The following is a 24542-nucleotide window of genomic DNA, read 5'->3' on the forward strand; positions in this document are numbered from 1 at the left end:
CTTCAGTCCTTGGGGTCGTAGACACGACGCACCAAGAAAACCGGGCGGCGCTTGGATTCGATGTAGGTCCGGCCCAGGTATTCACCCAGCACGCCGATGCCGATCAATTGCAAGCCACCCAGAAAAGTCACGGCGACCATCAGCGAGGCGTAACCCGGCAGGTCAATTCCGGAAATCAAGGTGCGCAGGATGATGAAAATGGCGAACGCGAAAGAAATCAGCGAAACAACCAGACCAAGGTAGGTCCAGACCCGCAGCGGTTCAGTGCTGAAACTGGTGATGCCTTCCAGGGCGAAATTCCACAAGCGCCAGCCGTTGAACTTGGTCGCCCCCGCCACCCGTTCGGGGCGCTCGTAGTTCACGTAAGTGGTGCGAAATCCGACCCAGGCGAACAGGCCTTTCATGAAGCGTCGGGACTCGGGCAGTGTCTGCAAGGCATCGACCACGCAACGGTCCATGAGCCGGAAATCACCGACGTTTTCCGGCAGGTGTTGTTCGGCAATCTTGTTGTGCAGGCGGTAGAACCAGTTGGCCGAGGTCTGTTTGGCCCAGGAGTCGGTGTTGCGACTCAGACGATGGCCCAGCACCACTTCATAGCCTTCACGCCAGCGGGCGATCATTTCAAGAATGACTTCAGGCGGGTCCTGCAAATCGACATCGATCGGCACCACGACCTGTCCGGTAGCCGTCTGTAAACCCGCAGTCAGCGCCGCTTCCTTGCCGAAATTACGGCTCAGGTCGACGATGCGCAGGCGTGGATCTGTCTGCTGGCGTTCCAGCAGCAGGTCCAGTGTGGCGTCGGTGCTGCCGTCGTTGACGAAAACCAGCTCCAGACCAATCAGCGTCTCTTCGTTGAAAACGTCATTGATCCGCGCGATGAACAAATCGACGGTCGCTGCTTCATTGAACACCGGGATGACGAGTGACAACGCCAGTGGCCCGGTCAGATGCATTCCGTGCTGAGGAGTCAATTGATTGCTCTTTTTTATAGTGGTTTTACGACAATCCGGGGGCATCGACAGGTGCTCGACGCATGAACCGAATCGTATTAAGCAGGACCGAGGGAGGCGATGCAAGGGCGAATCCGAGGGGGTTTTGGCCATTCCCACCCGCCTGCTGGCACCGGCAGAAATATTTTCAAATGCCTGGAAACAAATGCTGGATGGCCAAAAAAGCCAGCTCCGCTAGGCTTGCCCCCGATGCGTCACACTGGTTGTCGCTATAACCCATCGCATGGAGCGAGCAGTATGTATTTCGAGATCTACAGGCAGTCCAAAGGCACCCCGAGCACCGGCAAAGGACAATGGCGCTGGCGGTTGAGGGCGGGGAATCACGAGACGATTGCCAGTGGTGAGTCGTATGTGAACAAAGCCGATTGCCTGCACGTCATCGGGTTGATCAAAGGGGTCGAGGGTGAAACGCCGGTGAAGGAAATCTAGGCCTGGTAGCCAGTGCCCGAGGCAGATAGCTGATTCTTGGGCTGATTTCACTGGCCTAATCGCGGGCAAGCCCGCTCCCACAGTGGATTGCATTCGTTCAGGAAGAATGCGGTCTACTGTGGGAGCGGGCTTGCCCGCGATGGAGCCCGAAAATGCACCATCAAATTCCTGGGTAACAATCCCCGTCAGACAGGCAACGGATTCAGCGCCTCATCAAACTGCGACAAGCGCGGAAACTGCATCGGCAGGTCATCGCTCAAGTGTTCCAGACGCTGCTGATAACCCTGCAGGAACTCCTTGCGCGCTTCATCGCTGATGTACGGCACATGCCAGGCCACGAACGGTTCCAGCACCTCGAAGCCGACATACGCCAGCGTGCCGCGCAGAATCGGTCGCAGCATGTCTTCCAGCGGACCGTGAATCGCGCCGTCACCGAACATGTGCTCGCGCCCGCCCAGGGTAACGGTCACCAGCGCTTTCTTGCCGCTCAAGCCACCCTGGTCGTAAAAGCGTTTGCCGCCGTAGCAAATCCCCGACACCAGCACCCGGTCAATCCAGCCCTTGAGCATGGCCGGGGCCGAGAACCAGAAAATCGGGAAATTGAGGATCAGCAGGTCAGCCCACAGCAGTTTGTCGAGTTCTTGCTGGATGTCCGGCGCCAATGACTGGCTCTTCACCCCAAGACGTTGCTCCAGCGCATACACCAGATACTCCGGATTCTCTCGCGAAGAAAAGTCATCGGCGCTTGCCACCGGGTTCCAGTTCATCGCGTACAAATCGCTGACCTGAACTTCATGCCCCTGGGCTTGCAGGGTTGCGACGGCCTGGTCACGCAACGCGGCGGTGAAGGACTTCGGCTCCGGGTGGGCGTGGACGATCAGTACTTTCATGGCAATTCCTTAAACGTTTACACACGTTGAATTTGAAGGCGGTAACGCGCGGGGTCATTGGACGATTACACCTGAATCGCCTTCACTTCAACGAACTCGTTGAGCCCTTCCTCGCCCCACTCGCGGCCATTGCCCGACTGTTTGTAGCCACCAAACGGCGCCTGATAATTGAACGCTGCGCCGTTGAGGAAACACTGCCCGGCACGCAACTGCCGCCCCAGGTGCAAGGCGCGTTCAGCACTGCCGGCCCAGACACCGCTGGACAGGCCGAACGGCGAATCGTTGGCGAGCTGAATCGCCTGTGCTTCATCGGTGTAGGGAATCAGGCACAGCACTGGGCCGAAGATTTCTTCCTGAGCGATGCGCATACGGTTGTCGACATCGGCGAACAGCGTCGGGGTGACGTAGAAACCACGCTCGAACTCGCCCGCCGTGTCCCCGCCATACACCAACCGTGCGCCCTCTTGCTGGCCGACCTTAATGTAATCAAGCACGGTACGACGTTGCGCCGCCGAGCACATGGGCCCGAGGAAACTGTTCGGTTCCAGAGGATCGCCCATGCGCAGGCTCCGGGTTTCGGCGATGGCCAGTTCCACGGCTTCAGCGTAACGACTGGCCGGCAGCAACATGCGGGTCAATGCGGTGCAGGTCTGGCCGGAGTTGATCATCACGTCCTGCACGCCGTAACGCACGGCGGCGGCGAGGTCCGCGTCTTCGGCAATCAGCAGCGGCGACTTGCCGCCGAGTTCCAGGCACACTCGTTTTACCGACGGCGCGGCCGCTTGCGCCACGCGAACGCCGGCACCGGTCGAGCCGGTGAACGAGACCATGTCCACGTCCGGGTGTTTGGCCAGCGCTTCACCGACCTTCGAGCCGGGCCCGCTGACCAGGTTGAACACCCCCGGCGGCAAGCCGATGGCTTCGATCATCTGCGCCAGCAAAAAGGCGTGCAGCGGCGTTTCCTGACTTGGCTTGACCACCACCGTACAGCCAGCGGCCAGCGCCGGGGCGAGCTTGCCGATCAGTTGATGCAGCGGGTAATTCCAGGGATTGATGAAGGCGCACACGCCGACCGCTTCACGCATCACCAGCGAGTTGCCGACCTCACGCACTTCGTCCATCAGGCCTGCGAGTTCGACGTAGTGCTCCAGCCCGATGATCGGCCCGTCGACTTGCACCGAGCGGCACCATTGCACCGGCATGCCCAGTTCAGCGGTAATGACCGAAGCCATCTCGTCAGCCCGCGCGCGCAACTGCTCGGCGAGGGCGCGGACGTAACCGGCACGCACGCTCGACGGCGTGCGTGACCATGAATTGAACGCCTTGCGTGCGGCGGCCACCGCGTTGTCGACATCGCGCTCATCACCCAGCGGCACTACGCCGGCGACTTCTTCTGTGGCCGGGTTGATCACTTCGGCAATGCCCCGCCCCGACGGGGTTTGCCAGCGACCATCGATAAACAGCGTGGTGTGGTTATGCATGAATGGGGGACTCCAGCAGTTCAATGGCGCAGCGGGTAATGCGCTGGCAGGCGTCACGCAACGGTTCCGCACCCAACACCAGGCCCAGGCGAATGTGCCCTGCGGCGCTCGGACCGAAGGCTTCACCGGCCAAAACTGATACGCCATGGCGGTCGAGCAAGCGGTCGGCAAACGCCTGGGCACTGAGGCCTGTGTCGCGGATATCGACCATCACGAACATGCCGCCATCGGGTTTCAAGGCGCGCACGCCGGGGCAATCAGCCAGGCATTCGCAGACCAGATCACGGCGTTGGCGATAGGCTTCGCGCATCGCGTCCAGTTCCGGCAAATGGCTTTCGAGGGCGACGACGGCGGCGTCCTGCACGAAGTCCGGCAAGCCGTACAGCATGCACAGCGCAAGGTTTTCCAGATGTGCCGCCAGGGCCGGTGGTACGACAGCCCAGCCGATTCGCCAACCGGTCATGGCGTGGGATTTCGACAAACTGTTGAGTGTCGCGGTGCGCTCGGCCATGCCCGGCAAACTCGCCGGGCTGACATGCTCGCCGTCAAACAACAATTCGCTGTAGACCTCATCGGAAATCAGCCACAGGTCGTGGGCGATGCACAGGTCTGCCAGCGCTTGCCAGGTGGCCCGCGATAAACTGGCCCCGGACGGATTGTGCGGGCTGTTCAGTGCCAAGGCCCGAGTGCGCGGCGTGATGCGGGCGGCGACGTCTTCAGGCAACACGCGAAAACCGTTTTCGGAACGCACCGGCACCGGCACCACCACCGCGCCACACGCACCAAACACGGCTTCATACGTCACGTACATCGGTTCGGCGACAATCACTTCATCACCGGGGTTGAGCACGCATTGGGCAACGCTGAACAACGCGCATTGCGCGCCGGCCAGCACGATGACTTGATCGGCCGAAACCTGTTGGCCGCTGCGGCGCCCGTAGTGCCGGGCGATGCTTTCACGCAGGGCACGCTTGCCACGCACGTCGGCGTAGTGAGTATGGCCGGACAACAGGCTGTCGATGGCGGCTTGCACAATCGGCGCCGGCGTATCGAAATCCGGGTCGCCGACCGACAGCAGCAGGATATCTTCACCCTGCTCCTGCAGCGCCAGCGCGCGGTAATGAATGTCCCAGGCGGCAGCGCCGTCTCCGGCGATGCGTTGTGTCAGATCAGAAAAGCGCATGGCGATACCTCTGCCAAAAAATGAAAATCAGTGCGCGCACGCATGCTTGAGTTCGATCAGGGTCACGCCGTTGCGCTTGAAGCCGTGGCGCAAATCGGTTTGCAGCTCGGCCAGGCTTTGCGGCTGGCTCACTGTGCAGCCGAACGCGCGACCGAGGGCGGCGAAGTCCGGGTTGCGCGGCAGTACGCCAATCGGTTCGATGTCGAGCCCGAGCATGTCGTCGCGAATCTGCCCCAGCGCGTCGTTGTTCCACAGCAACACCACCAGCGGGCTGTCGAGTTCTTCGACGGCGGTCGCCAGTTCTTGCGCGGTGTAGAGGAAACCGCCGTCGCCGACCAGCACCAGACCCGGCCGCTGCGGCGCGCCGAACTTGGCGCCGATGCCCGCCGGCAAGCCATACCCCAACGTGCCGTAGCCGGTCGGGTGCAACCAGCTGCGGGTTGCCAGGCTGTTGAAGGCGTAGTTGCCGGTGTAGGCCAGCTGGGTCATGTCGGTGCTGATGAACGCGTCGTCCGGCAGCTCGGCGGCGATACGTTCGAGTATCGCCTGGTGAATCGACTGCAACGGGCCGTGGCCCTGCTTCACCGCTTCACGCATTGCCGCGACGGCGGCAATCGCCGCGCTGGCATCGCGCGTGGCGGGCGACAGGCGTTCCAGCAACGCTGCAAGGGTTTGTTGCGCGTCACCGTGCAACGCCACCGCACAAGGGTAAAAGTCGTTGAACTTGCGCGGGTCGATGTCCACGCGCAGCAGTTCGGCATTCAGCGGCAGACGCTCGCGCCAAAAGTCGGTGTCGGCCATTTCGGTGCCGACCGCCAACACCACGTCGGCCTCGGCGATCAGGTTCCAGCCAGGCTCCACGCACAAGGTCGAGCCCGCATTGAGCGGCGCATCCGGCGGCAACAAGCCTTTGCCGGCGACGCTGGTGAACAGTGGCGCGGCGAGTCGGTTGCTGATGTCTTGCACTGCTTGCTGCGCGTTCAATGCGCCACCGCCCGCAATGATCATCGGCCGCTTGGCGTTTTGCAGCTTGGCCACGGCTTCTTCCAGCGCGGTGGTTGAGGCGGCGCCACGACCGGGACGACGGACCACGTCGCTACTCCAGTCGCGGCTTATTTTTGCTGACAGCACGTCCAGCGGCACCGAAATGTGCACCGGGCGCGGACGTTCGCTGTCGAACACCGCGTAGGCGCGGGCGATCAGCTCCGGCAGGTCCTCGGCGCTTAATGCGACCGCCGAGAACGCGGTGATCGGTGCGGTGATCGAGCGTTGGTCCTGGGTTTCGTGCAGGCAACCCCAGCCCTTGCCGAGGCTGGCGGTGTGGTTGACGCTGGAAATCACCAACATCGGAATCGAGTCGGCATACGCCTGGCCGATGCCGGTGGCGGCATTGGTCACGCCCGGCCCGGTGATGATGAAGCACACGCCCGGTTTACCGCTGACGCGCGCATAGCCGTCGGCCATAAAACTGGCGCCCTGCTCGTGGCGGGTCAGGACGTGGCGAATGCCGCTGCCGGGCAAGCCGCGATACAGCTCCAGCGTGTGCACGCCGGGAATGCCGAACACGGTGTCGACACCGTAGTTGGCCAGCAGACGCACCAGTGCCTGGCCGCCCGTCAATGTTGTGGTTTGCATGTTCACATCCTCACTCGTGGCCAAGGCGAATCAACGCATCGACCGCAGTCGTGCCAGCGGCACCGACCAACAATGGGTTCACATCGAGTTCCAGCAGTTGACCGGCGTTCTCACAGGCGTAATCGGCCACCGCGCGGATCGCCGCGACCAGCGAGTCCAGGTCCGCTGTTTCGCGCCCGCGAAACCCTTGCAGCAATGCAGCACTGCGCAGGCTCGACACGGCCTTGCGAATGGCGCCGTCGGTGGTCGGCAGCAGCAGGCTGCGACTGTCCTTGAGCAACTCCACCAGTATCCCGCCCGCGCCGATGACCAAGGCGAGGCCGAAGTCGTTTTCGCGTTTGATGCCGACGATCAATTCGGCCAACGGTGGCTTGGCCATTGGTTCCAGCAGCACCTGATCGAACGGCACGTGCGGCGCATAATCGGCAATGCTCGCACGCATTTTTTCCAGCGCGGCGCTCAGGGCCGCGGCGTCCTTGAGGTTCAGTGCCACGGCCCCGGCTTCGGTTTTGTGGGGCAGTTGCGCGCTGACCGCTTTGAGCACCAAGGGGTAACCCAGTGCATTGGCATCCGTCAGAGCGTTGGCTGGCGTGCTCAAGACACCGTTGGGCGTCGGCAGGCCAAAGGCGCGCAATGCCGTTTTGGATTCCCACTCGTTGAGCAGGTGACCATCACTTTCTAGCGCCTGTGGGCACAGCGGCACCAGCGCCGATTCACCGAGCGCCAGCAGTGCCTGACGATTGCGCTGATAACCGGCAATGCGCCCCCACGCGGCCAAGCCGTCTTCCACGCCTTGCAACGCTGCCACACCTTGCGCATGCAGGCGTTCACGAGCGTGGGCCGGTAGCAATTCGGGAAACGCCGAGGTGACAAAACCGGTCTTGCCGTGGCGCACCAGTGCGGCGCAAAACAGCTCCAGCAGCAGGTCGCATTCTTTGCGTTCGCCGGTGGATTCAGACGGGTAATCCAGCACCAGCATCGCCGCGTCCGCTTCGGTGCGCAGGGCGCTGTCGAGCATGCGGTTCAACGCTTCGCCGTCACCCCAAATTGCAGTGGTGAAATCCAGCGGATTGACCAGGTTGGCGTAGCTGGGCAACACCTGCGCCAGTTCGTTGATTTGACCGGCATCGAGCTTGGGCAAGCTCAGGTCATTGCGTTCGGCATAGTCAGCAATCAGCCCGGCATCGCCGCCAGAACAGGCGAGCGCGATCAGGCTGTTGCCTGCTGGTAGCTTGCCGCACGCAGCAGCCTTGAGGGTTTCGACAAAACTCACCGGGCCACTGACGCGGATCACGCCCAGACGCGCAAACAGGCTGTCATACAGCGCATCGGAACCGGACAGCGAACTGGTGTGGCTGAGCGCCAGTTCGGCGCCGATCTGCGACACGCCGGTTTTCAGGGCGATGATCGGAATGCCCTTCTCCAACGCCTTGTGCGCGGCGCGGGCGAAACCCGGCACGTTTTTCAGGCCTTCGAGGTGCAAGCCGATGGCGGTGACGCGCGGTTCATCGAGCAGCACGTCCATCAATTCGGCGATGCCCAATTGCGCCTGATTACCGACCGACGCCATGTAGGCCACCGGCAGCGAGCGGTCGCTCATCGACAGGTTGTAGGCGAAGTTGCCGCTCTGGGTCAGGACGGCGACGCCCTTCTCCACCGGTTTGCCGCCATGGGCCACCGGCCACAACGCGGAGCTGTGCAGGTAATCGAGCAAGCCGTAGCAGTTAGGGCCGAGCAACGCCATGCTGCCGGCCGTTTTCAGCAACTGTTGCTGCAAGGCCTGGCCTTCGGCGCCGGTTTCGGCAAACCCGGAGGCGTAGCAGATCGCGCCGCCCGCGCCTTTGGCGGCCAGTTCGGCCACGCAGGTCAGGGTCAGTTCACGGTTGGTGGCGATGAACACCGCGTCCGGGCCGCACGGCAGTTCGGCGATGCTGCGCACACACGGCACACCTTCAAGGCTTTCATGCTGCGGGTTCACCAGCCACATCTGCCCCTGGTAGCCACCTTCGGCGCAACGCTTGAGCGCGCGGGCCATGCTGCGGCCACCGACAAACGCCAGATGACGCGGCGCGAGCAGGCGTTTGAGGTTGTCACGAATCGTCTGCGACATAGAAATTCTCCGGGGCGATCAGCGCAGCAGCGGCCGCAGTAATTCGCGGGAAATGATGTGCCGCTGGATCTCCGAGGTGCCTTCCCAGACGCGCTCGATCCGGGCGTTACGCCAGATGCGTTCCACCGGGCATTCATCCATCAGGCCCATGCCGCCGAAAATCTGCACCGCTTCATCGGCGACTTTGCCGAGCACCTCACTGGCGAACAGCTTGGCCATGCCGGCCTCGCCATCGGTCATGGTGCCCTGGTCCATTTTCCAGGCGGTGTGCAGGGTCAGCAGTTCGGCCGCGCGGATCTGCGTGACCATGTCCGCGAGCTTGAACGAGATGCCCTGATAGGTGCCGATCGGCTGGCCGAACTGCTTGCGATCCGCCGCCCATTGCAGCGACACATCCAGCGCGCGTTGCGCCTGACCGACGCAGTTGGCGGCGACCATCACCCGCCCGGCGGTGAGCCAGGCGTTGGCCACGTCCCAGCCCTTGCCGACTTCGCCCAACACTTTGGAAGCCGGTACGCGGCAGTCGTCGAAGAACATTTCGAAGGTGTGATAACCGCGATTGCTCACGCATTTCGGACCACGGCGAATGGTCATGCCCGGCGTGTTGCGATCGACCAGGAACGAGGTCACGGCGTTACGCTTTTTGCCGTTGTGTTCGTAGGTGTCAGTGACGGCGAAGACGATGGCGAAATCGGCGTGGCCGGCGTGGCTGATGAAGTGCTTGCTGCCGTTGAGAATGAAGTCATCGCCCTCGCGCACGGCGCGGGTCTTGATCGCATTGGCGTCGGAGCCGGCGCCCGGTTCGGTCAGTGCGAAGCAATCAATCTTCTCGCCCTGAATGCACGGCAACAGGTAATCGTTGATCTGGTCGCCGGTGCAGGCCATGAGGATTTTCGACGGGCGAGCGACGAACACGTGCAGCGCCCAGGAAACCTTCGACAGCTCACGCTCGATCAGCGCCTGAGACAGGTAATCCAGACCGCCACCGCCCACCTCCTCCGGCATGTTGAAAGCATAGAAACCGGCGGCGATGGCCTTGCCGCGAATCTGTGCCGCCAGCTCTGGGGAGACTTCGTCGGCACGGTCGACCGCTTCCTCATGAGGCAGCAGTTCCTTGGCGACAAAGCTGCGTACCGCGTCCACCAACATTTCTTGTTCTTGGGTCAGTTGGAAATTCATGGGGCTACCTGTTGTTCGTGTGCTGAAGGTGGTGTTCGGGCTTAGCGGCCGATGAAACGGGCCGGGCGTTTTTCAATGGAGGCGCGCAGGGCTTCGTTGCCGTCTTCGCTGCGACCGCACAGCAGGCCGGCAGCCAACTCGGCTTGCAGTTGCTCCGGCAGGTTGCGCTGGGCGCCTTCACGCATGAGTTTTTTGGTCTGGGCAAACGCGAAGGTCGGGCCGTTGGCCAGGCGTGTGGCCAGTTCGGTGGTCACCGCCAGCAGTTGTTCATCGGCGCAGACTTCACCGACGAGGCCTGCGGCCAACGCGCGATCGGCGCCCCACAACTCGTCGAGGAACAACAGGCGTTTGGCTTGTTCAGTGCCGATCAGCCGTGGCAGGTGCCAACTGGCACCGGCGTCCGGCGAGTAGGCCATGCTGGTGTAGCCGGCCTTGAAGCGTGCCGATTGCGCAGCGATACGCAGGTCGCAGCACAGCGTCAGGTCCATCCCGGCGCCGACGGCGGTGCCGTTGATGGCGGCGATGGTGGGTTTTTCCAGGCTGTACAAACGACTCATCAAGGCGTGGGCCGTTTCCGTCCAGCCGTAGGTTTCGAGGGCGCCACGGGCTTCGGCGTCGGCCCACTCGGCGAGGTCGGCGCCGGCGCAGAAGCTGCGACCGCTGCCGGTCAGGACCACCACTCGCACGGCGGGGTCGGCGTTGAAATCATCCAGCAACGCGTGGAGGTTTTTCAGGGTCGGGATGTCCAGCGCATTGCGCTGGGCGGTGCGATTGAGGGTGATCCAGGCAACGCCGGCTTCAACCTGACTGAGCAGAGAAGATTGAGTAGTCATGCGAATCCTCGAATTATTGTGATTGGTCTGAGGTGATGCGACTTGAGGCCATACTAAACGAGTGTTCAGTAAGGCGGCAATTGGCAAGGAAATGAGCTGTAACAGCTTAAAAATGTGTCTATCTATTTGTATTTAAATGATTTATTTGAAAACACCGGCACTATGAGGATAGCGCTGTTACAACTTCGAACAACTGCCTACAGCCCGCCGCAAAACAACTGTGGGAGCGACGGTGCGACGATTCGACTTGCTCGCGAAGAGGGCTTCACATTCAACATCTCTGTTGACTGATCTACCGCTATCGCGAGCAAGCTCGCTCCCACAGGGAATGCGTTTTGAATCAAGGAATTAAACAGTCGGCAAGCTCGGTGCCAGCACCGCTTCGCGCTTGCGATGGATCAGGAAGTACGCGCCATAGCACAGCGCAATAAATCCAAAGCCCCAGTACAACGAAGGCCGTTGCGTTTCATCCAGCGCCAGGAATACGAACAACGAGCAGCACAACGCGATGCACGTCAGCGGCAGCAGCGGGAACCATGGCGCGCGGTATTTCAGATCGCTGAGCTTGCCGCCATCACGCAGATACGCCTTGCGGAATTTGTACTGGGCCAGCGCGATGACAATCCAGGTCACGGTGCCCGACATGCCGCTCACCGCCATCAACACCATGAACAGCGTGTCTGCCGCGACGAAGCTGGTCATCAGCGACACCAGCGCAAAACACAACGTGATGCTTAGTGCCCGCAGCGGTACGCCGCGCTTGCTCAACGGCGACAGGCTTTTCGGTGCCATGCCGGTTTTCGACATCGCCCACAGAATGCGCGTCGAGGCATACAGGCCGGAGTTGCCCACCGACAGAATCGCCGTGAGGATCACGAAGTTCATCAGGTCGGCGGCGTACGGAATGCCGACCATGTCGAACACCTGAACGAACGGACTTTCCATCAACCCGGCCTGCTGCCACGGCACGATCGCCGACAACACCACGATCGCCAGCACATAGAAAATCAACACGCGAAACACCACGTTGCGCACCGCGCGCGGGATGCTTTTTTCCGGCTGATCGGTTTCGCCGGCAGCCACGCCCATGATCTCGCAGCCCTGGAAGGCGTAGACCACGGTCATCATTACCGCGAACACCGCTGACAGGCCGTTGGGGAACAGTGAATCGCCGATCAGGTTGTTCATCATCGGCGCCGGTGCACCGCTGGTCAGCGGGATAGCGCCGAAGATCACCAGCACGCCGACCACGATAAAGCCAAGAATCGCCGCCACCTTGATCCCGGAGAACCAGTATTCGGCCTCACCGAAGGCGCGAGTCGCCAGTGCGTTCAAACCGAACAGCACCACCACAAACAGCGCCGACCAATACCAGATCGGCACCGCCGGAAACCAGCGTGTCATCAACATGCCCGCTGCCGTGAACTCCAGGCCCACGGTGGTCGCCCAGCTCATCCAGTACACCCAGCCGATCATGAACCCGGTGGCCGGGCCGATGAACTTGGTGGCGTGGGTCTGAAACGAACCGGACACGGGCATTTGCACGGACAGTTCACCCAGGCAAACCATCACCAGGTACATCAGGAAACCGGCCACCAGATACGCCAGGATTGCTCCCACCGGCCCGCCCTGATTGATGGTCACACCGGAGCCCATGAACAGCCCGGTACCGATCACGCCGCCCAGCGACAACATGAAAATGTGCCGGCTCTTCAGGGCGCGGGTCAGTTGGATGCCTTTACGTTCGATAGATTCGCTCATGTGCGCACCTCAATAGTCAGCAAGGTGCGCGGCATGGCGCGAGGAAGGATCAGCTTTACGGCAGTTCATTATTATTATCTCCAATAAGCTTCGAAGACCGCGCTGTGGCGGTTGCCTCGATTATTGGAAGACCTTGTAAGGTCCCGTTGACCGTAAAGATCAAAGATGTAAAAAGTCGTAACGAACTTGTACGTCAGCTGCGCAAAAGGTCCGCCAGCGTCTGTTGCGCGTTGTGCAGTTGCGCCTGAACCTTCGGCGCCATGGCGCGCAATGCCGACTCGTCGTTGACCAGCGCGGCCTCCTCCAGGGCCCGCAACACATTGGCCAACGCGCGAAAGCCCAATGAATCGCTGCTGCCGGCCAGTCGATGGGCCAGCTGTGCGACTTCGGTGCAGTCGTCGGCTTCGATGGCTTCGGTGAGTGCTTCGCGATGCTGACTGATCGAGTCGAGCAGCACTCGCAACAAGCCCCGAAGTTTCTGTTCACCCAGCAACGTGCGATGGGTCTCTAGCAACGGCCAATCCATGGCCTCGTCATCCGGCTGTGGCGCGGATACCGGCAACTGCCCGGCCAACGCTTGTCGCAAGTTTTCGAGTTTCAGAGGCTTGGCGAGAATGCCATCCATCCCGGCATCCAGATAACCGCGCATCAAGGCCGGCTGTACGCTGGCGGTCAGGGCGAAGATGCGGGTGTGACGGTTCGGCCCGTTGTTGCGCCGGATCAGTTTGCACAGCTCGACGCCGCTGATACCCGGCAGGTGCACATCGAGCAGGATCAAATCAAAGGTCTGTTCGGCACATTGCGCCAGCGCCTGCTCGCCTTCTTCAGCGAGCCAGACCTGATGCCCGTCACGCTGCAACAAGCCGCTGACCACTTCGCGGTTCAGCGCCACATCCTCGACCACCAACACCTTCAACGCCTCACCCGGCGCGCTGCTCAGCGCACTCGCCGCCACGCCGATTGCCGGCTGCAACGTCAACTCGAACCAGAAACAACTGCCGCGCCCGACGTCACTGTCGACGCCAATTTGCCCGCCCAACTGCTCGACCAGATGTTTGCTGATCGCAAGGCCAAGCCCGGTGCCGCCGAAGCGTTGCGCCACTTCTTCGCTGGCCTGGGTGAAGCGCTCGAAGATCTTTGCCTGCATGGCAGGAGCGATGCCGATGCCGTTGTCCGTCACGCTCACGCGCACGTGTTGCCCGGTCTGTTTCGCAGCGTGAGCCAGCAGCGTTATCTCCACGTTGACGTCGCCGCCCTCAGTGAACTTGATCGCATTGGCCAGCAAGTTGCTCAGCACCTGACGCAGGAATTGTTCGGCGCCGTGATGGCGCTCGGCGACGTGCGGATCGATTCGACAGCGCAGCGTCGTGTCGTTGCTCAGCGCGCGCGGTTCCAGCAGTGTCAGCACTTCGTCGAGCAGTTGCCGGATTGAAAAGTCCACCGGTTCCGGGTGGCTGACGCCCTCTTCCAGTCGGGCGAAATACAGCACTTCGTTGAGAATCGACAGCAAGCCTTCGCCGGCCTTGTACAGCGCATCCAGACGTTTGCCGTCGCGCTCATCCAGACTCGCGCCGCGCAGCAGTTCGGCCATGCCGAGAATGCCGTTGAGCGGGGTGCGCAACTCGTGGCTCATGGTCGCCAGAAAACGCGACTTGGCAAGGTTGGCGGCCTCGGCTTCATCCTTGGCGCGCATCAGGCTGGCGGTGCGGCGTTCGACCAGCCTGAGCAACTCGTCGCGATTGTCTTGCAGGGCCAGCCGATCGGTTTCGCGACGGTCAATGTCGCTGAGAATCGCCCGGCGCATGTCGTCCAGTGCATGCGCCACGGTGTCGATTTCGTCTTGCTGAGCGTGGCGGCGCTTGTCCAGGTGCAGGGGCTCGTGCCAGTCACCGGCGGCGATGCGCCGGGCAAACTCGGCCATCACTTGCAGGTGCCGCGTGACCAAGCGGTAAAACAGCCCCGACAACGCCACCGCCAGACCGCACAGAAACACACTCATCCACAGCAGGCTGGTCAAACCGGTGGCGAACAGGCGCTGATGCACTGCGCCCAAATCGGTGCTGACTTCCAACTGCCCCAAGTGCCGTGAAGGCCCGGTCGGTGGCTGATAATCCAGTTCAAAACGCTCGATGCGCAACGGCCCGACCGGGTCCGAACTGCCGTGCAGCAGATCGAAATCGGGGCTGATCAGATGAACCCGCGCCACGTCGGAAAAGTCCACCAGCCCTCGCAGCTGAACGTTCAATTGTTCCTGGTTCAAGTCCCAAAGACTGCGCTCCAGACTGGCCAGGTAACCGGCCCGAATCAGCTCCATGCGCGAATCGATGTCGCGCATTTCGCGGCGGTATTCGAAGTACAGCTGCACGGTGCTCGCCAGCACGGTAAAGCACAGGCTGAACAACAGAATGAACAGCAACAGACGCCGTAACAGTCCACCGGGTCGGGCGCGGATCATTTCGAGTTCGCCGGCAGGTTGATCATGTCGCGGTACGTGACCTCGCTTTCGCTGAGTAAACGATCGACCTCCCCGGAATCGACCATGCGCTTCAATTGCGCGTCGATCTGCGGCATGCGCGTGGCCAAGGAGGATTTGCGCGAGACGGCCACTCGCAAATAGTCGACGCTCAAGGCATTGGGTAGCGCGACGATGTCTTGCGCGCCCGGCAGGTTCTCGACGTAAAGCTGCCCGGTGCGACGTTCCGAGGTGATGAAATCGATGCGCCCGCGAATCAGTTTGCCGAAATTCTGGCCACTGTCAGACACCCATTCAATGTTCTGATGCTCGGCCACCAAGCGGTCGAAATCCACGCCGTAACTTTCGCCGAACAACAGCCCGCCACGGTAATTTGCCAGGTCTTCCAGGCGCTCGAATTTCACCGGGCGCTGACGGTTGATGAACAACGCCACCTCCTCGCGCAACACCGGCACCGTCGAAAACACCATGCTCTGCTCGCGTTGCGCGGTGCTGTAGGCCAGCACCACATCGACCCGGCCTTCGGCGGCGTCGAGCAGGCAACGTTTCCAGTTGCCGAGCACGACGATGTCGACGTCGTAACCCAAACGCCCGAAGAGGTTTTTAACGACGCTGGGGGCGAGGCCGCGAACCTGTTTGCCATCGCTCCAGGAAATCGGCGGGTACACCGGGTAATCGCAGTAGCGAACTGTTTCCGCCGCCATCGCACCGTTCGCGACCAGCGCCAACAGCAAGCCAAACACCCGCCGCATGGTATTCAGGCCGCCACGCTGGCGGTGAACAGGTAACCGGCACCGTGAATGGTAATGATCAATTGCGGTTCGGCCGGGTCGTCGTGCAACTTGCGACGCAAGCGTCCGACCAGCACGTCGATGGAGCGATCATTGGGCACCCATTCGCGGTTGCGGATCTGATCCATCAGTTGATCGCGGCTCAAGGTGTGGCCGCTGTTGCGCAGGAACACGCTGAGCAACTGGTACTCGCCGTGGGTGAGCAGGGTTTCGGCGCCGGTCTGGTCGATCAACCGTCGACGGTCAGTGTCCAGCGCCCAGGCGGCGAATTGCTTGACCGGTTTGGCGATGGCCGCTGCAGGTTGCGGTGTCTGCGCGTGGCGAACCCGGCGTATCAGATTTTTCGCCCGTGACACCAGTTCGCGTGGGTTGAGCGGTTTGATCACGTAGTCATCGGCGCCGCATTCAAGGCCGACGATGCGGTCGATTTCGTCGTTGCGCCCGGTGATCAGAATGATCCCGACTTCCGAACGGACCCGCAGCTCCCGGGTCAGGGTCAGGCCGTCCTTGCCCGGCAGGCGGATATCGAGCATCACCAGGTCGACCGCCTGGCTCGCCAGGAAGGTTTCGGCCAGCTCCGCCGTGGCGGCGCAATGCACCTCATAACCCTCTTGGGACAAGTAGGCCTGCAGCAGTTCGCGAATCAGCGGATCGTCGTCGACGATCAATACCCGAGGAGTCATCGCATGGTGTCCCGCGTATGCCCGAAGGCGTGTTTCTTATTAGAGTGTTTTACTGCTTTGGCGCCAGAGAGTATCGACAGCTGAACGACCGATCAACAGCCCGTCGTCTGGACGCAAAACCGTTGCCGGCCGCCCGCCTGCAATCCGTCGACCCAGGCTTCGCAAATCTGGATGCCCTGTTCCGGGGTGAACGTACCGGGGTTGAGCCCCGACTCCAGCCACAAGCCGTCGAGCAAGGCGCTGAGGCTGATGGCGGCCAGATCGGCGTCGAAGTTTTCCCAGCTTTCTTCCTGCGCCAATTCGGTCAGCACCTTGCGCAAAATGCCGCGGTACTCGCCATAGGAATGCTCGTGCGCAAGGTTGATCGACTCCGCCGTGCGTACCGCGCCCCAGAACGCCAGCCAGGCATCGATCAATTGCGGGTCGAGCAATTCGGCGGAAAACGAACCGCGGAAGAACGCAGACAATCGCTCGCGAGCAGTCGGAGCCGCCTGCGCCATGGACTCGCGCAACAGGTTCATGACCCGACCGGTAATCGCCCGGTAGGCCTCGGCCACCAGTTCATCCTTGCCGGAATAGTGATGGCTGATCAGCCCGACCGAGACGCCCGCCTCGGCGGAAATCTTGCGGATCGAGGCACCCTGGAAACCATGGCGCTTGAGGCATACCAGCGTCGCCTCGATCAGATTGGCCTTGCGCAACTCCGGCTCCATGCGGGAAAAACGGGCTTCCTGACTCATGCGCGACACTCTCTGTGGATCAATCGTTGGGGATGCGGCTGGCTAAGCCGCGCGCTGAACGACTGTACAGCAAGAGGGTGGCAAGTCTCTAGTCGGTTGCAGGGTTCTGGGACCGTGTCGCGCCCATCGCGGGCAAGCCACGCTCCCACATTTGATCTGTGTGTTTTCATTGTTTGCGTCCAACACACAACCCTGTGGGAGCGAGCTTGCTCGCGATGGGGCCAGCCGATTAATACATGAACATCGGTCAATCCCGATAACCCGGTGCCACCCGATCAAGCAATCGCAGCATCGCAGCCCAAGCCAATTGCATGGCATCCGGGTCGCTCAACTCGCCTTCGTCCAGTGGTCGGCCAGGGTCGTTGAACTGGCGTTCGGTGTGTTCACAGACCTCGGCAGGCGGCAACAGCAACTCACCGGCAGCTTGTGCGGCGAGCTGGATTTCGCAGGCCTTTTCCAGGTAATACATGCGCAAAAACGCCTGGCTCACGGTGTCACCCACGGTCAGCAAACCATGGTTGCGCAGCATCAACACCGGTTTGTCACCGAGGTCCTGCACCAAGCGCTGTTGCTCGCTCATGTCCAGCGCCACGCCTTCGTAGTCGTGGTAAGCGACCCGGCCATAAAACTCCATGGAAATCTGGTTCACCGGCAACAATCCGCACTTCAACGCGGCCACCGCACAACCGGATTTAGTATGGGTGTGCAGCACGCACTGCGCGTCTTCACGAGCCCCGTGAATCGCGCTGTGAATCACAAACCCCGCCGGGTTGACCGGGTACGGCGACGCCTCGACGGCCCGGCCATCGAGGCCGATTTTCACCAGATTGGACGCGGTAATTTCATCGAACATCAACCCGTACGGATTGATCAGGAAGTGATGCTCAGGCCCCGGTATGCGCACCGAGATGTGAGTGAAGATCAGATCGGTCATGCGAAAGTGCGCGATCAATCGATAACAGGCGGCCAACTCCTCGCGCAGGCGCTGCTCGGTGGCGCTGCGCTGAGAAAACGTGGCGATATCGTTCATTGTTTTAGTCTCCAGGCTGATCGGCTGCGCAGACAGTAAGGCTGGACGCCTTGAGGCGTCCAGCCGCGTGCGATTACTTGCTGGCCCAGGCGTTGAAGCGCTCCTCAAGTTCTTCGCCATGATCGACCCAGAACGCCACGTCCATCGACAGCGCGCCCTTCAGGTTTTGCGGCGCGGTGGGCACCCATTGCGCGAGTTGGCTATCGAGTTTGGCGGCCGCTTCGGTATTGGTCGGGCCGTAAGGAATCTGCTCGACGTACTTGACCTGAGCGTCCGGCTGATTGGCGAAGGCGATAAAGCGCTTGGCCTGATCGACATGTTTGGAGCCCTTGATGATCGCCCAGTAATCCATGCCATACAGGCTGCCCGGCCAGACCAGCCCGAGGTGACTGCCGCTTTGCGCGGCGGCGGCCACCCGTCCGCTGTAGGTTGAAGTCATCACCACATCCCCGGCGGTCAACCATTGCGCCGGTTGCGCGCCGGCCTCCCACCACTGGATGTAAGGCTTGAGTTCTGTGAGTTTGGTGAATGCACGGTCGACGCCTTGCGGAGTGTTCAGCACGGAATACACGTCTTCGACTTTCACGCCGTCGGCCAGCAGGGCGAATTCCAGGTTGTACACCGCGCGTTTGCGCAGCCCGCGCTTGCCGGGGATTTTCTGCACGTCCCAGAAATCCGCCCATGACGTCGGGGCCTGCGCCAGCTTCTGCGTGTCGTAGGCAATCGCCACGCTCCACACCAGCGCCGCCGAACCGCACGCTTGTGCCGCATCGGGAATCAATTGCTCGACGCGGCCGAGTTTGCTCCAGTCGAGTTTCTCGTACATGCCCTCATCGCACCCGCGCATCAAGTCCGGGCCTTCGATCTGCACCACGTCCCAATCGGCATTGCCGGTGTCGACCATCACTTTGATTCGCGCCATCTCGCCGTTGTATTCACTCTGGATCAGCTTGCTGTGATCCGCGACGCTGAACGGCTGGAAAAACGCCACATCCTGGGCTTTCTGGCCGGCGCCGCCGTAACCCACCACGACCATGTCCGGGGCGGCCTGAGCGCTACCGAGCCCCATGGCGAGGGACAGGACCAAGGGATAAAAACCGTGCTTGAGCGTATTCGATTTCATCGGTGGTTCCTCTTGCAGGTGCCACGCGACCCACGCCGCCGTGACCCATTTTTATTGTTGTGAGGTTCGCCCCAGGTGCGGGCGCCAAATGAATCTACTGCGAGCACCAGTAAAAAAACAAGTTGATTTTTTACTGAAGGTAAATTTCTATAGGCAAATAATAACAACGCCGAAAACCCGGCCTTTCGGCTTCAGCCTGCCTGGAGTACCCGCACCATGCCGTCCTCTTCCGCCGCTTTTGCACACCTGTTCGAACCCTTGCAGTTGCGGGGCAAACGCCTGAAAAACCGCATCATGTCCAGCGGTCACGACACCTCGATGCCCACCGACAACCTGGTCAATGAGCAGCTGATCGCCTACCACACCGCACGAGCCGAAGGCGGTGTCGGGCTGATCGTGTTGCAAGTGGCCGGGGTGCATGACAGTGCGCGGTACACCTCGCACGTGCTGATGGCCACTGACGATGCCTGCATCGAGGGATATCGCAAAATCGCTGAGCGTTGCCATGCACATGGCACCGTGGTGCTGTCGCAGATCTTCCATCCGGGTCGGGAAATCATGGAGTCTAGCGATGGTCTGCTGGCGGTCGCCTACTCGGCTTCGGCGGTGCCTAACGAACGATTCCGGGTGATGCCGCGTGCGCTGGATCAGGCGATGATTGACGAGATTGTCGCCGGTTATGCCGCCGCCGCCCGGCGTTTGCATCAGGCCGGGATCGACGGAGTGGAAGTGGTCGCCAGCCATGGTTACCTGCCGGCGCAGTTCATCAACCCGCGGGTCAACCGTCGCACCGATGGCTACAACGGCGACCTGGAGCAGCGCCTGCGCTTTTTGCGCGAAGTGATTGCCGCCGTGCGCGCCAGCACCGATGAACACTTCATTATCGGTCTGCGCATCTCCGCCGATGAGCGCGATCCCGAGGGGCTGACTGAAGACGAGTCCTTGTCGGCCGTGCAATTGCTGCAACCGAGTTTGGATTACGTGCACATCGTCGCGGGCACCTCGGCATCCTTGGGTGGCGCGGTGCATATCGTGCCGCCGATGGCGATCGAGGCCGCGTATCTGGCGAAGGAAGCCGGAACGTTCAAGGCCGGCCTGTCGATTCCGCTGTTCGTGACCGGGCGCATCAACCAGCCGCAGGAGGCCGAGTTGATTCTGTCCCGCGGTCAGGCCGACGTTTGCGGCATGACCCGCGCCCTGATCTGCGACCCGCAAATGCCCAACAAGACCGACACCGGCCACCTCGAAGATGTGCGCGCCTGCATCGCCTGCAATCAGGCCTGCATCGGCCACTTCCACAAAGGCTTGCCGATCTCCTGCATCCAGCACCCGGAAACCGGGCGCGAGCTGATTTTCGGCCAGCGGCAAATGACGGGGCAACGTAAACGCATCATGATCGCCGGCGGCGGCCCAGCCGGGATGAAAGCCGCTGCCGTGGCCGCTCAGCGCGGACACGACGTGACCCTCTACGAGGCCAGCTCACAACTCGGCGGCCAGGTCTTGCTCGCGCAACTTTTACCGAAACGCGCTGAATTCGGCGGCGCCAGCACCAACCTGCAACGTGAAATGGAACTGGCCGGCGTGCGCGTCGTGCGCAACACCCGCGTCGACCGCGCGCTGGTGGAACGCGAACGGCCGGACGTAGTGATCGTCGCCACCGGCGCCGAGCCGTACTGGCCAGCGTTCGAGCGCGGCGGCGAATTGCAGGTGGTCGACGCCTGGCAAGTGCTGCGCGAGGAAGTGCCAATCGGCCGCTCCGTGGTGGTGATCGACTGGCGCTGCGACTGGATCGGCCCCGGCATCGCCGAACGCTTGGTACGCGCCGGGCATCAAGTGCAACTGGCGGTCAACGGCACCCATTGCGGGGAAAACCTGCCGCTGTACGTGCGCGACCAACTGGCCGGCGAACTGCACAAACTTGGCATCCCGATCACCCCCTACGCCCGCCTGTATGGCTGCGACGACAACACCGTCTACCTGCAACACACCGCCAGCGGCGAACCGATGATCTTCGAAAACATCGACACCCTGGTGCTCTGCCAGGGCCATCAACCGGTCGACACCCTCGGCGCAGAACTGCAAGGCCTGGTGGAGTTTCGACGCATCGGCGACTGCCTCGCCCCGCGCACCGCCGAAGAAGCCATTTACGAAGGTTTGAAAGTCGCCTGGGAGCTTTAAGGCTGTTTATACTCCGGGGTTTTGACAGATCCCGGTTTGGAGCACGCCATGAGCAACAGCAGCAAGATGCAGCCTGCCACCGGCGCGTCCACACCGGACAGCGCCAGCGCTGAGCCGCACTTCCTCGGCACGCGAATTCGTGGGTTGCGTAAACGCCGGGGCATGACCCTGGCCGAATTGGCGCAGATGAGCGAATTGACGGCGGGGTACATCAGCCAGCTCGAACGCAACCTCGCCTACCCTTCCATTCCGGCCCTGTTCAACATCGCCCGGAGTCTGGGCGTGACCATTCAATGGTTCTTTGCCAGCGAAACGCAAACGGCGCCGGAGGATGACGGCATCGTGGTGCGTAAAAACTCCCGGATGAGCGTGCATTACGAAGACGGCATCGTTGATCACCTGCTGACACCACAGCCGAATCGACAATTGGAAATGCTGCATTCGCGGTTTCCCCCTGGGACTTATAGCCAGCAGAGTTATAGCCATGAAGGGGAAGAAGCAGGGTATTTGCTGTCGGGGAGTTTTGAGTTGTGGGTCGGGGAGCGGCACTTTTTGCTGGGTGAAGGCGATAGTTTCAGCTTTTCCAGCCAGGAACCGCATCGGTATGGGAACCCTGGAGATGTGGATGCGGTAGTGATTTGGGTGGTGACGCCGCCTACGTTCTGAGAGGGGCTGAATAACACCCTCTCACCGTTGTTTCTGCTGGGTTGAATCACCAGCGGGCAGTATCAACGTTTGTTCCTCAGTCAGCGCCACATCGTTCTCATGCTCCGCTTGAGGCGCGGGCTTGGCAGGGACAAAACGGGCCACTAAACGCTTCACCGTCCTTTCAATCAGTGAAAGGAATCCAAAAATGATGAAGCCGAAGATCAGCCCGGTCACCAGAATGCTCAACGGATGTATTCCCGTGGCGTCAGGGCTGTCCAGCATGTAGTAAAAAGCCTGGAAACCAGCAGCCGCACAGGCCGCTACGGCTGCAGCCAGCTTCACTCCCAACCAAAACCGTTGCCATTTGTTCATGCACTCCCCCGCTATCCGGTGATTTGCTCTGTGTGCATGATAGCTAATGACGTGGAGGTGTCTTGTTTCTGTTGTCGTCAGGCATGCGCCTCACGATCTGGAACGTCCCGGGTTAGCCCTAGATATAAACGACATCTTCGCTCGGTACCCAATGCAGGATGCGGGCAAGATCATGCCACGGGTAGTGCTGGGGGTCCGCGCGAAGACAACTGCTCTCATGGGGGAATGGCAAGTTGGCTTCACTGGCTTTTTGCCCGCTGCCACAGGACGTACAGCGCAGATAGACACCACTCAAATACCAGTGACGGGAAAACTTCAATACTTGGTTATCTAGCCCTGTCAGTCTTGGCGGTGGGAGCTTTTCAGCCAACTCGAACTCGTCATTCATTACGTGAACGTCCCCAGAATTGCGCCGCCAGCAGTTGAAGGCGCTCGGCCAGTTTGGCGACATGGGCAGCAGTCGTGTGGCTCTGGCTACTGGCAAGCACGTTACTTTGGGTGGCTTGACTGATACTTTTCAGGTTGCACTGGATACTGTCACCTACCGCGCTCTGCTCCTCCACGGCGGTGGCTATTTGCACACTCATGTCGCTTATTTCACCGACTCGTTGGGTGATCCCATCCAGCGCCCGGGCGGCAAACAGTGCCTGTTCAACACTGGTTTCGGCCTTGCTGTGGCTACGCTGCATCGCGACCACCGCATCCCCCGTGGAGCGCCGTAAGGTATTGATGGTTCCCTGGATTTCTGCGGTGGATTGCTGGGTGCGCGTAGCCAGCCCGCGCACCTCGTCGGCGACCACGGCGAAACCACGCCCAGCCTCGCCGGCGCGAGCGGCCTCGATAGCGGCGTTGAGGGCGAGCAGGTTTGTCTGTTCGGCGATGCTTTGGATGACCTCGACTACACGGTTGATTTCCTGGCTATGTTGTTCCAATTGATAAATCACCGCGCCGCTCTGTTGCACCTCGCTGGCGAGGCTGTCGATGTGCTGGCGGGTTTGCTCGACCAGTTGTCGACCTCGGTCGGTTTCTTGATTGGCCAGACTCGCGGCGCTGGCGGTGAGCTGAGCGTTGCGCGCCACTTCCTGCACACTGCTGGCCATCTGGGTTATGGCGCTGGACACCTGAGCAGTTTCCCCTTGCTGCTGTAGGGTCGCGCAGTTGTTTTTGTCCACTGCGGCGACGAGTTCTTCGGCTTCTTTGTTCAGTTGACGGGCCGAGTCGGCAATGCGGCCGACGACTGCCAGCGTCTCGGCTTCAAGCATTTTCAGGGTGAAATCGATCTGTCCAAATTGGTCGCTGCGGCCGCTGTAGAGCATTTGGCTTAACGGGTTATCGGCGATATTTTTAGCTTTTCTGGCAAGGGCGTCCAAGGGGCGCAGGCTGTAGCGCAGCATGCCTGCGAGCAACAAACTGAGTAGTGGCGCAGCGATAACCACCATGTTCCAGGCGAGGGCACCGACCATGCCCAGGACGGTAAAGCCGAGTAGGTTCAGCCCAGTGCCGGCGAGTGCTACGCGCATGCCGACAGACAGTCGTGACGGCGTCAGGTAGCGTATTTTTTTACCGTTGCGCAACTGTGCATAGAGATGTTCGGCGGCGACTACCAGTGCTTTCGGCGGGAGCGTTCGAACCGACTGGTACTCGACTATTTCACCATTGCGCTGCATCGGCGTGACGTAGGCGTTGACCCAGTAGTGGTCACCGTTTTTACAACGGTTTTTTACAAGGCCCATCCACGAGCGTCCGGCCTTGAGGGTCTGCCACAGGTGTGCGAAGGCTTCTGGCGGCATATCCGGATGACGCACGATGTTGTGATTGACGCCGACCAACTCGGCCTCACTGAAACCGCTGATGTTGATGAAATCCGGATTGACGTATGTGAGGGCGCCCTTGGGGTTGGTAGTTGAAATAATGTTCGCATCGACACTGAACTCGACAGCACGACCACTGACCGGAAGATTGATTTTCATTATTTGTCTCCTTAGCTGATGGA

The 24542-nt window shown here is 61.0% G+C and carries 20 protein-coding genes; 3 read left to right on the plus strand and 17 right to left on the minus strand.

What is annotated here, in order from left to right:
• Positions 1–2: 2 nt before the first annotated feature.
• Positions 3–953, minus strand: a complete 951-nt coding sequence (locus BMS17_RS07670; RefSeq protein ID WP_046029599.1) for a glycosyltransferase family 2 protein — start codon at positions 951–953, stop codon at positions 3–5.
• Positions 954–1247: 294 nt separating this feature from the next.
• Here BMS17_RS07670 and BMS17_RS07675 point away from each other — a divergent pair, with 294 nt between their 5' ends.
• Positions 1248–1439, plus strand: a complete 192-nt coding sequence (locus BMS17_RS07675; RefSeq protein ID WP_046029596.1) for a DUF1508 domain-containing protein — start codon at positions 1248–1250, stop codon at positions 1437–1439.
• Positions 1440–1624: 185 nt separating this feature from the next.
• Here BMS17_RS07675 and BMS17_RS07680 read toward each other — a convergent pair whose 3' ends face one another.
• The 14 genes from BMS17_RS07680 to BMS17_RS07745 all read right to left on the minus strand — a co-directional run bounded on the left by BMS17_RS07680 (position 1625) and on the right by BMS17_RS07745 (position 19351).
• A complete protein-coding gene (locus tag BMS17_RS07680; RefSeq protein WP_046029594.1) occupies positions 1625–2329 on the minus strand; it encodes an NAD(P)H-dependent oxidoreductase in 705 nt (234 codons plus the stop codon).
• Between the two features lie 65 nt (positions 2330–2394).
• Positions 2395–3810, minus strand: coding sequence for an aldehyde dehydrogenase family protein (locus tag BMS17_RS07685; protein WP_046029591.1), 1416 nt, complete (start codon positions 3808–3810; stop codon positions 2395–2397).
• Entirely contained in the window at positions 3803–4993 is a 1191-nt protein-coding gene (locus tag BMS17_RS07690; RefSeq protein ID WP_077430714.1) for a pyridoxal phosphate-dependent aminotransferase, read from the minus strand. The genes BMS17_RS07685 and BMS17_RS07690 overlap by 8 nt, the downstream gene beginning before the upstream one ends.
• A 27-nt stretch (positions 4994–5020) precedes the next feature.
• Complete coding sequence (locus BMS17_RS07695) at positions 5021–6628, minus strand: 5-guanidino-2-oxopentanoate decarboxylase (protein WP_077430715.1); 1608 nt, start codon at positions 6626–6628, stop codon at positions 5021–5023.
• Between the two features lie 10 nt (positions 6629–6638).
• Complete coding sequence (locus BMS17_RS07700) at positions 6639–8738, minus strand: acetate--CoA ligase family protein (protein WP_077430716.1); 2100 nt, start codon at positions 8736–8738, stop codon at positions 6639–6641.
• An 18-nt stretch (positions 8739–8756) separates the two neighbouring features.
• Positions 8757–9917, minus strand: a complete 1161-nt coding sequence (locus BMS17_RS07705) for an acyl-CoA dehydrogenase family protein (RefSeq protein ID WP_077430717.1) — start codon at positions 9915–9917, stop codon at positions 8757–8759.
• A 41-nt stretch (positions 9918–9958) separates the two neighbouring features.
• A complete protein-coding gene (locus BMS17_RS07710; protein ID WP_077430718.1) occupies positions 9959–10750 on the minus strand; it encodes an enoyl-CoA hydratase/isomerase family protein in 792 nt (263 codons plus the stop codon).
• A gap of 348 nt (positions 10751–11098) precedes the next feature.
• Positions 11099–12511 carry an amino acid permease gene (locus BMS17_RS07715; RefSeq protein ID WP_077430719.1) on the minus strand — a complete coding sequence of 471 codons (1413 nt, stop codon included), beginning with the start codon at positions 12509–12511 and terminating at the stop codon, positions 11099–11101.
• Positions 12512–12704: 193 nt separating this feature from the next.
• Positions 12705–14966 carry an ATP-binding protein gene (locus BMS17_RS07720; RefSeq protein WP_077430720.1) on the minus strand — a complete coding sequence of 754 codons (2262 nt, stop codon included), beginning with the start codon at positions 14964–14966 and terminating at the stop codon, positions 12705–12707.
• A complete protein-coding gene (locus BMS17_RS07725; RefSeq protein WP_077430721.1) occupies positions 14963–15736 on the minus strand; it encodes an ABC transporter substrate-binding protein in 774 nt (257 codons plus the stop codon). Before BMS17_RS07725 ends, BMS17_RS07720 begins: the two co-directional genes overlap by 4 nt.
• A gap of 5 nt (positions 15737–15741) precedes the next feature.
• Positions 15742–16458 (minus strand): response regulator, encoded by a 717-nt coding sequence (locus BMS17_RS07730; RefSeq protein WP_077430722.1) that lies wholly within the window; start codon positions 16456–16458, stop codon positions 15742–15744.
• Positions 16459–16550: 92 nt separating this feature from the next.
• Positions 16551–17198 carry a TetR family transcriptional regulator C-terminal domain-containing protein gene (locus BMS17_RS07735; RefSeq protein ID WP_077430723.1) on the minus strand — a complete coding sequence of 216 codons (648 nt, stop codon included), beginning with the start codon at positions 17196–17198 and terminating at the stop codon, positions 16551–16553.
• 247 nt (positions 17199–17445) lie between these two features.
• Positions 17446–18228, minus strand: a complete 783-nt coding sequence (locus BMS17_RS07740; RefSeq protein WP_046029563.1) for a class II aldolase/adducin family protein — start codon at positions 18226–18228, stop codon at positions 17446–17448.
• Between the two features lie 73 nt (positions 18229–18301).
• On the minus strand, positions 18302–19351 hold the full coding sequence (locus BMS17_RS07745; protein ID WP_046029562.1) for an ABC transporter substrate-binding protein: 1050 nt from the start codon (positions 19349–19351) through the stop codon (positions 18302–18304).
• A gap of 216 nt (positions 19352–19567) precedes the next feature.
• Here BMS17_RS07745 and BMS17_RS07750 point away from each other — a divergent pair, with 216 nt between their 5' ends.
• Together BMS17_RS07750 and BMS17_RS07755 are read left to right on the plus strand one after the other, a co-directional pair.
• Positions 19568–21529 carry an FAD-dependent oxidoreductase gene (locus BMS17_RS07750; protein WP_046029559.1) on the plus strand — a complete coding sequence of 654 codons (1962 nt, stop codon included), beginning with the start codon at positions 19568–19570 and terminating at the stop codon, positions 21527–21529.
• Between the two features lie 66 nt (positions 21530–21595).
• A complete protein-coding gene (locus BMS17_RS07755) occupies positions 21596–22195 on the plus strand; it encodes a cupin domain-containing protein (RefSeq protein ID WP_109787420.1) in 600 nt (199 codons plus the stop codon).
• A 21-nt stretch (positions 22196–22216) separates the two neighbouring features.
• Here BMS17_RS07755 and BMS17_RS07760 read toward each other — a convergent pair whose 3' ends face one another.
• Together BMS17_RS07760 and BMS17_RS07770 are read right to left on the minus strand one after the other, a co-directional pair.
• Complete coding sequence (locus BMS17_RS07760; RefSeq protein WP_046029554.1) at positions 22217–22549, minus strand: hypothetical protein; 333 nt, start codon at positions 22547–22549, stop codon at positions 22217–22219.
• Positions 22550–22929: 380 nt separating this feature from the next.
• Positions 22930–24519 (minus strand): PAS domain-containing methyl-accepting chemotaxis protein, encoded by a 1590-nt coding sequence (locus tag BMS17_RS07770; RefSeq protein WP_077430725.1) that lies wholly within the window; start codon positions 24517–24519, stop codon positions 22930–22932.
• Positions 24520–24542: the final 23 nt, after the last annotated feature.

It is taken from the genome of Pseudomonas sp. C9 (assembly GCF_002000165.1).
Taxonomy (GTDB): Bacteria; Pseudomonadota; Gammaproteobacteria; order Pseudomonadales; family Pseudomonadaceae; genus Aquipseudomonas.

Coding starts and splice junctions, on each gene's coding strand:
- BMS17_RS07670 (WP_046029599.1), bottom strand. CDS start 953: ATGCATCTGACCGGGCCACTGGCGTTGTCACTCGTCATCCCGGTGTTC.
- BMS17_RS07675 (WP_046029596.1), top strand. CDS start 1,248: ATGTATTTCGAGATCTACAGGCAGTCCAAAGGCACCCCGAGCACCGGC.
- BMS17_RS07680 (WP_046029594.1), bottom strand. CDS start 2,329: ATGAAAGTACTGATCGTCCACGCCCACCCGGAGCCGAAGTCCTTCACC.
- BMS17_RS07685 (WP_046029591.1), bottom strand. CDS start 3,810: ATGCATAACCACACCACGCTGTTTATCGATGGTCGCTGGCAAACCCCG.
- BMS17_RS07690 (WP_077430714.1), bottom strand. CDS start 4,993: ATGCGCTTTTCTGATCTGACACAACGCATCGCCGGAGACGGCGCTGCC.
- BMS17_RS07695 (WP_077430715.1), bottom strand. CDS start 6,628: ATGCAAACCACAACATTGACGGGCGGCCAGGCACTGGTGCGTCTGCTG.
- BMS17_RS07700 (WP_077430716.1), bottom strand. CDS start 8,738: ATGTCGCAGACGATTCGTGACAACCTCAAACGCCTGCTCGCGCCGCGT.
- BMS17_RS07705 (WP_077430717.1), bottom strand. CDS start 9,917: ATGAATTTCCAACTGACCCAAGAACAAGAAATGTTGGTGGACGCGGTA.
- BMS17_RS07710 (WP_077430718.1), bottom strand. CDS start 10,750: ATGACTACTCAATCTTCTCTGCTCAGTCAGGTTGAAGCCGGCGTTGCC.
- BMS17_RS07715 (WP_077430719.1), bottom strand. CDS start 12,511: ATGAGCGAATCTATCGAACGTAAAGGCATCCAACTGACCCGCGCCCTG.
- BMS17_RS07720 (WP_077430720.1), bottom strand. CDS start 14,966: ATGATCCGCGCCCGACCCGGTGGACTGTTACGGCGTCTGTTGCTGTTC.
- BMS17_RS07725 (WP_077430721.1), bottom strand. CDS start 15,736: ATGCGGCGGGTGTTTGGCTTGCTGTTGGCGCTGGTCGCGAACGGTGCG.
- BMS17_RS07730 (WP_077430722.1), bottom strand. CDS start 16,458: ATGACTCCTCGGGTATTGATCGTCGACGACGATCCGCTGATTCGCGAA.
- BMS17_RS07735 (WP_077430723.1), bottom strand. CDS start 17,198: ATGAGTCAGGAAGCCCGTTTTTCCCGCATGGAGCCGGAGTTGCGCAAG.
- BMS17_RS07740 (WP_046029563.1), bottom strand. CDS start 18,228: ATGAACGATATCGCCACGTTTTCTCAGCGCAGCGCCACCGAGCAGCGC.
- BMS17_RS07745 (WP_046029562.1), bottom strand. CDS start 19,351: ATGAAATCGAATACGCTCAAGCACGGTTTTTATCCCTTGGTCCTGTCC.
- BMS17_RS07750 (WP_046029559.1), top strand. CDS start 19,568: ATGCCGTCCTCTTCCGCCGCTTTTGCACACCTGTTCGAACCCTTGCAG.
- BMS17_RS07755 (WP_109787420.1), top strand. CDS start 21,596: ATGCAGCCTGCCACCGGCGCGTCCACACCGGACAGCGCCAGCGCTGAG.
- BMS17_RS07760 (WP_046029554.1), bottom strand. CDS start 22,549: ATGAACAAATGGCAACGGTTTTGGTTGGGAGTGAAGCTGGCTGCAGCC.
- BMS17_RS07770 (WP_077430725.1), bottom strand. CDS start 24,519: ATGAAAATCAATCTTCCGGTCAGTGGTCGTGCTGTCGAGTTCAGTGTC.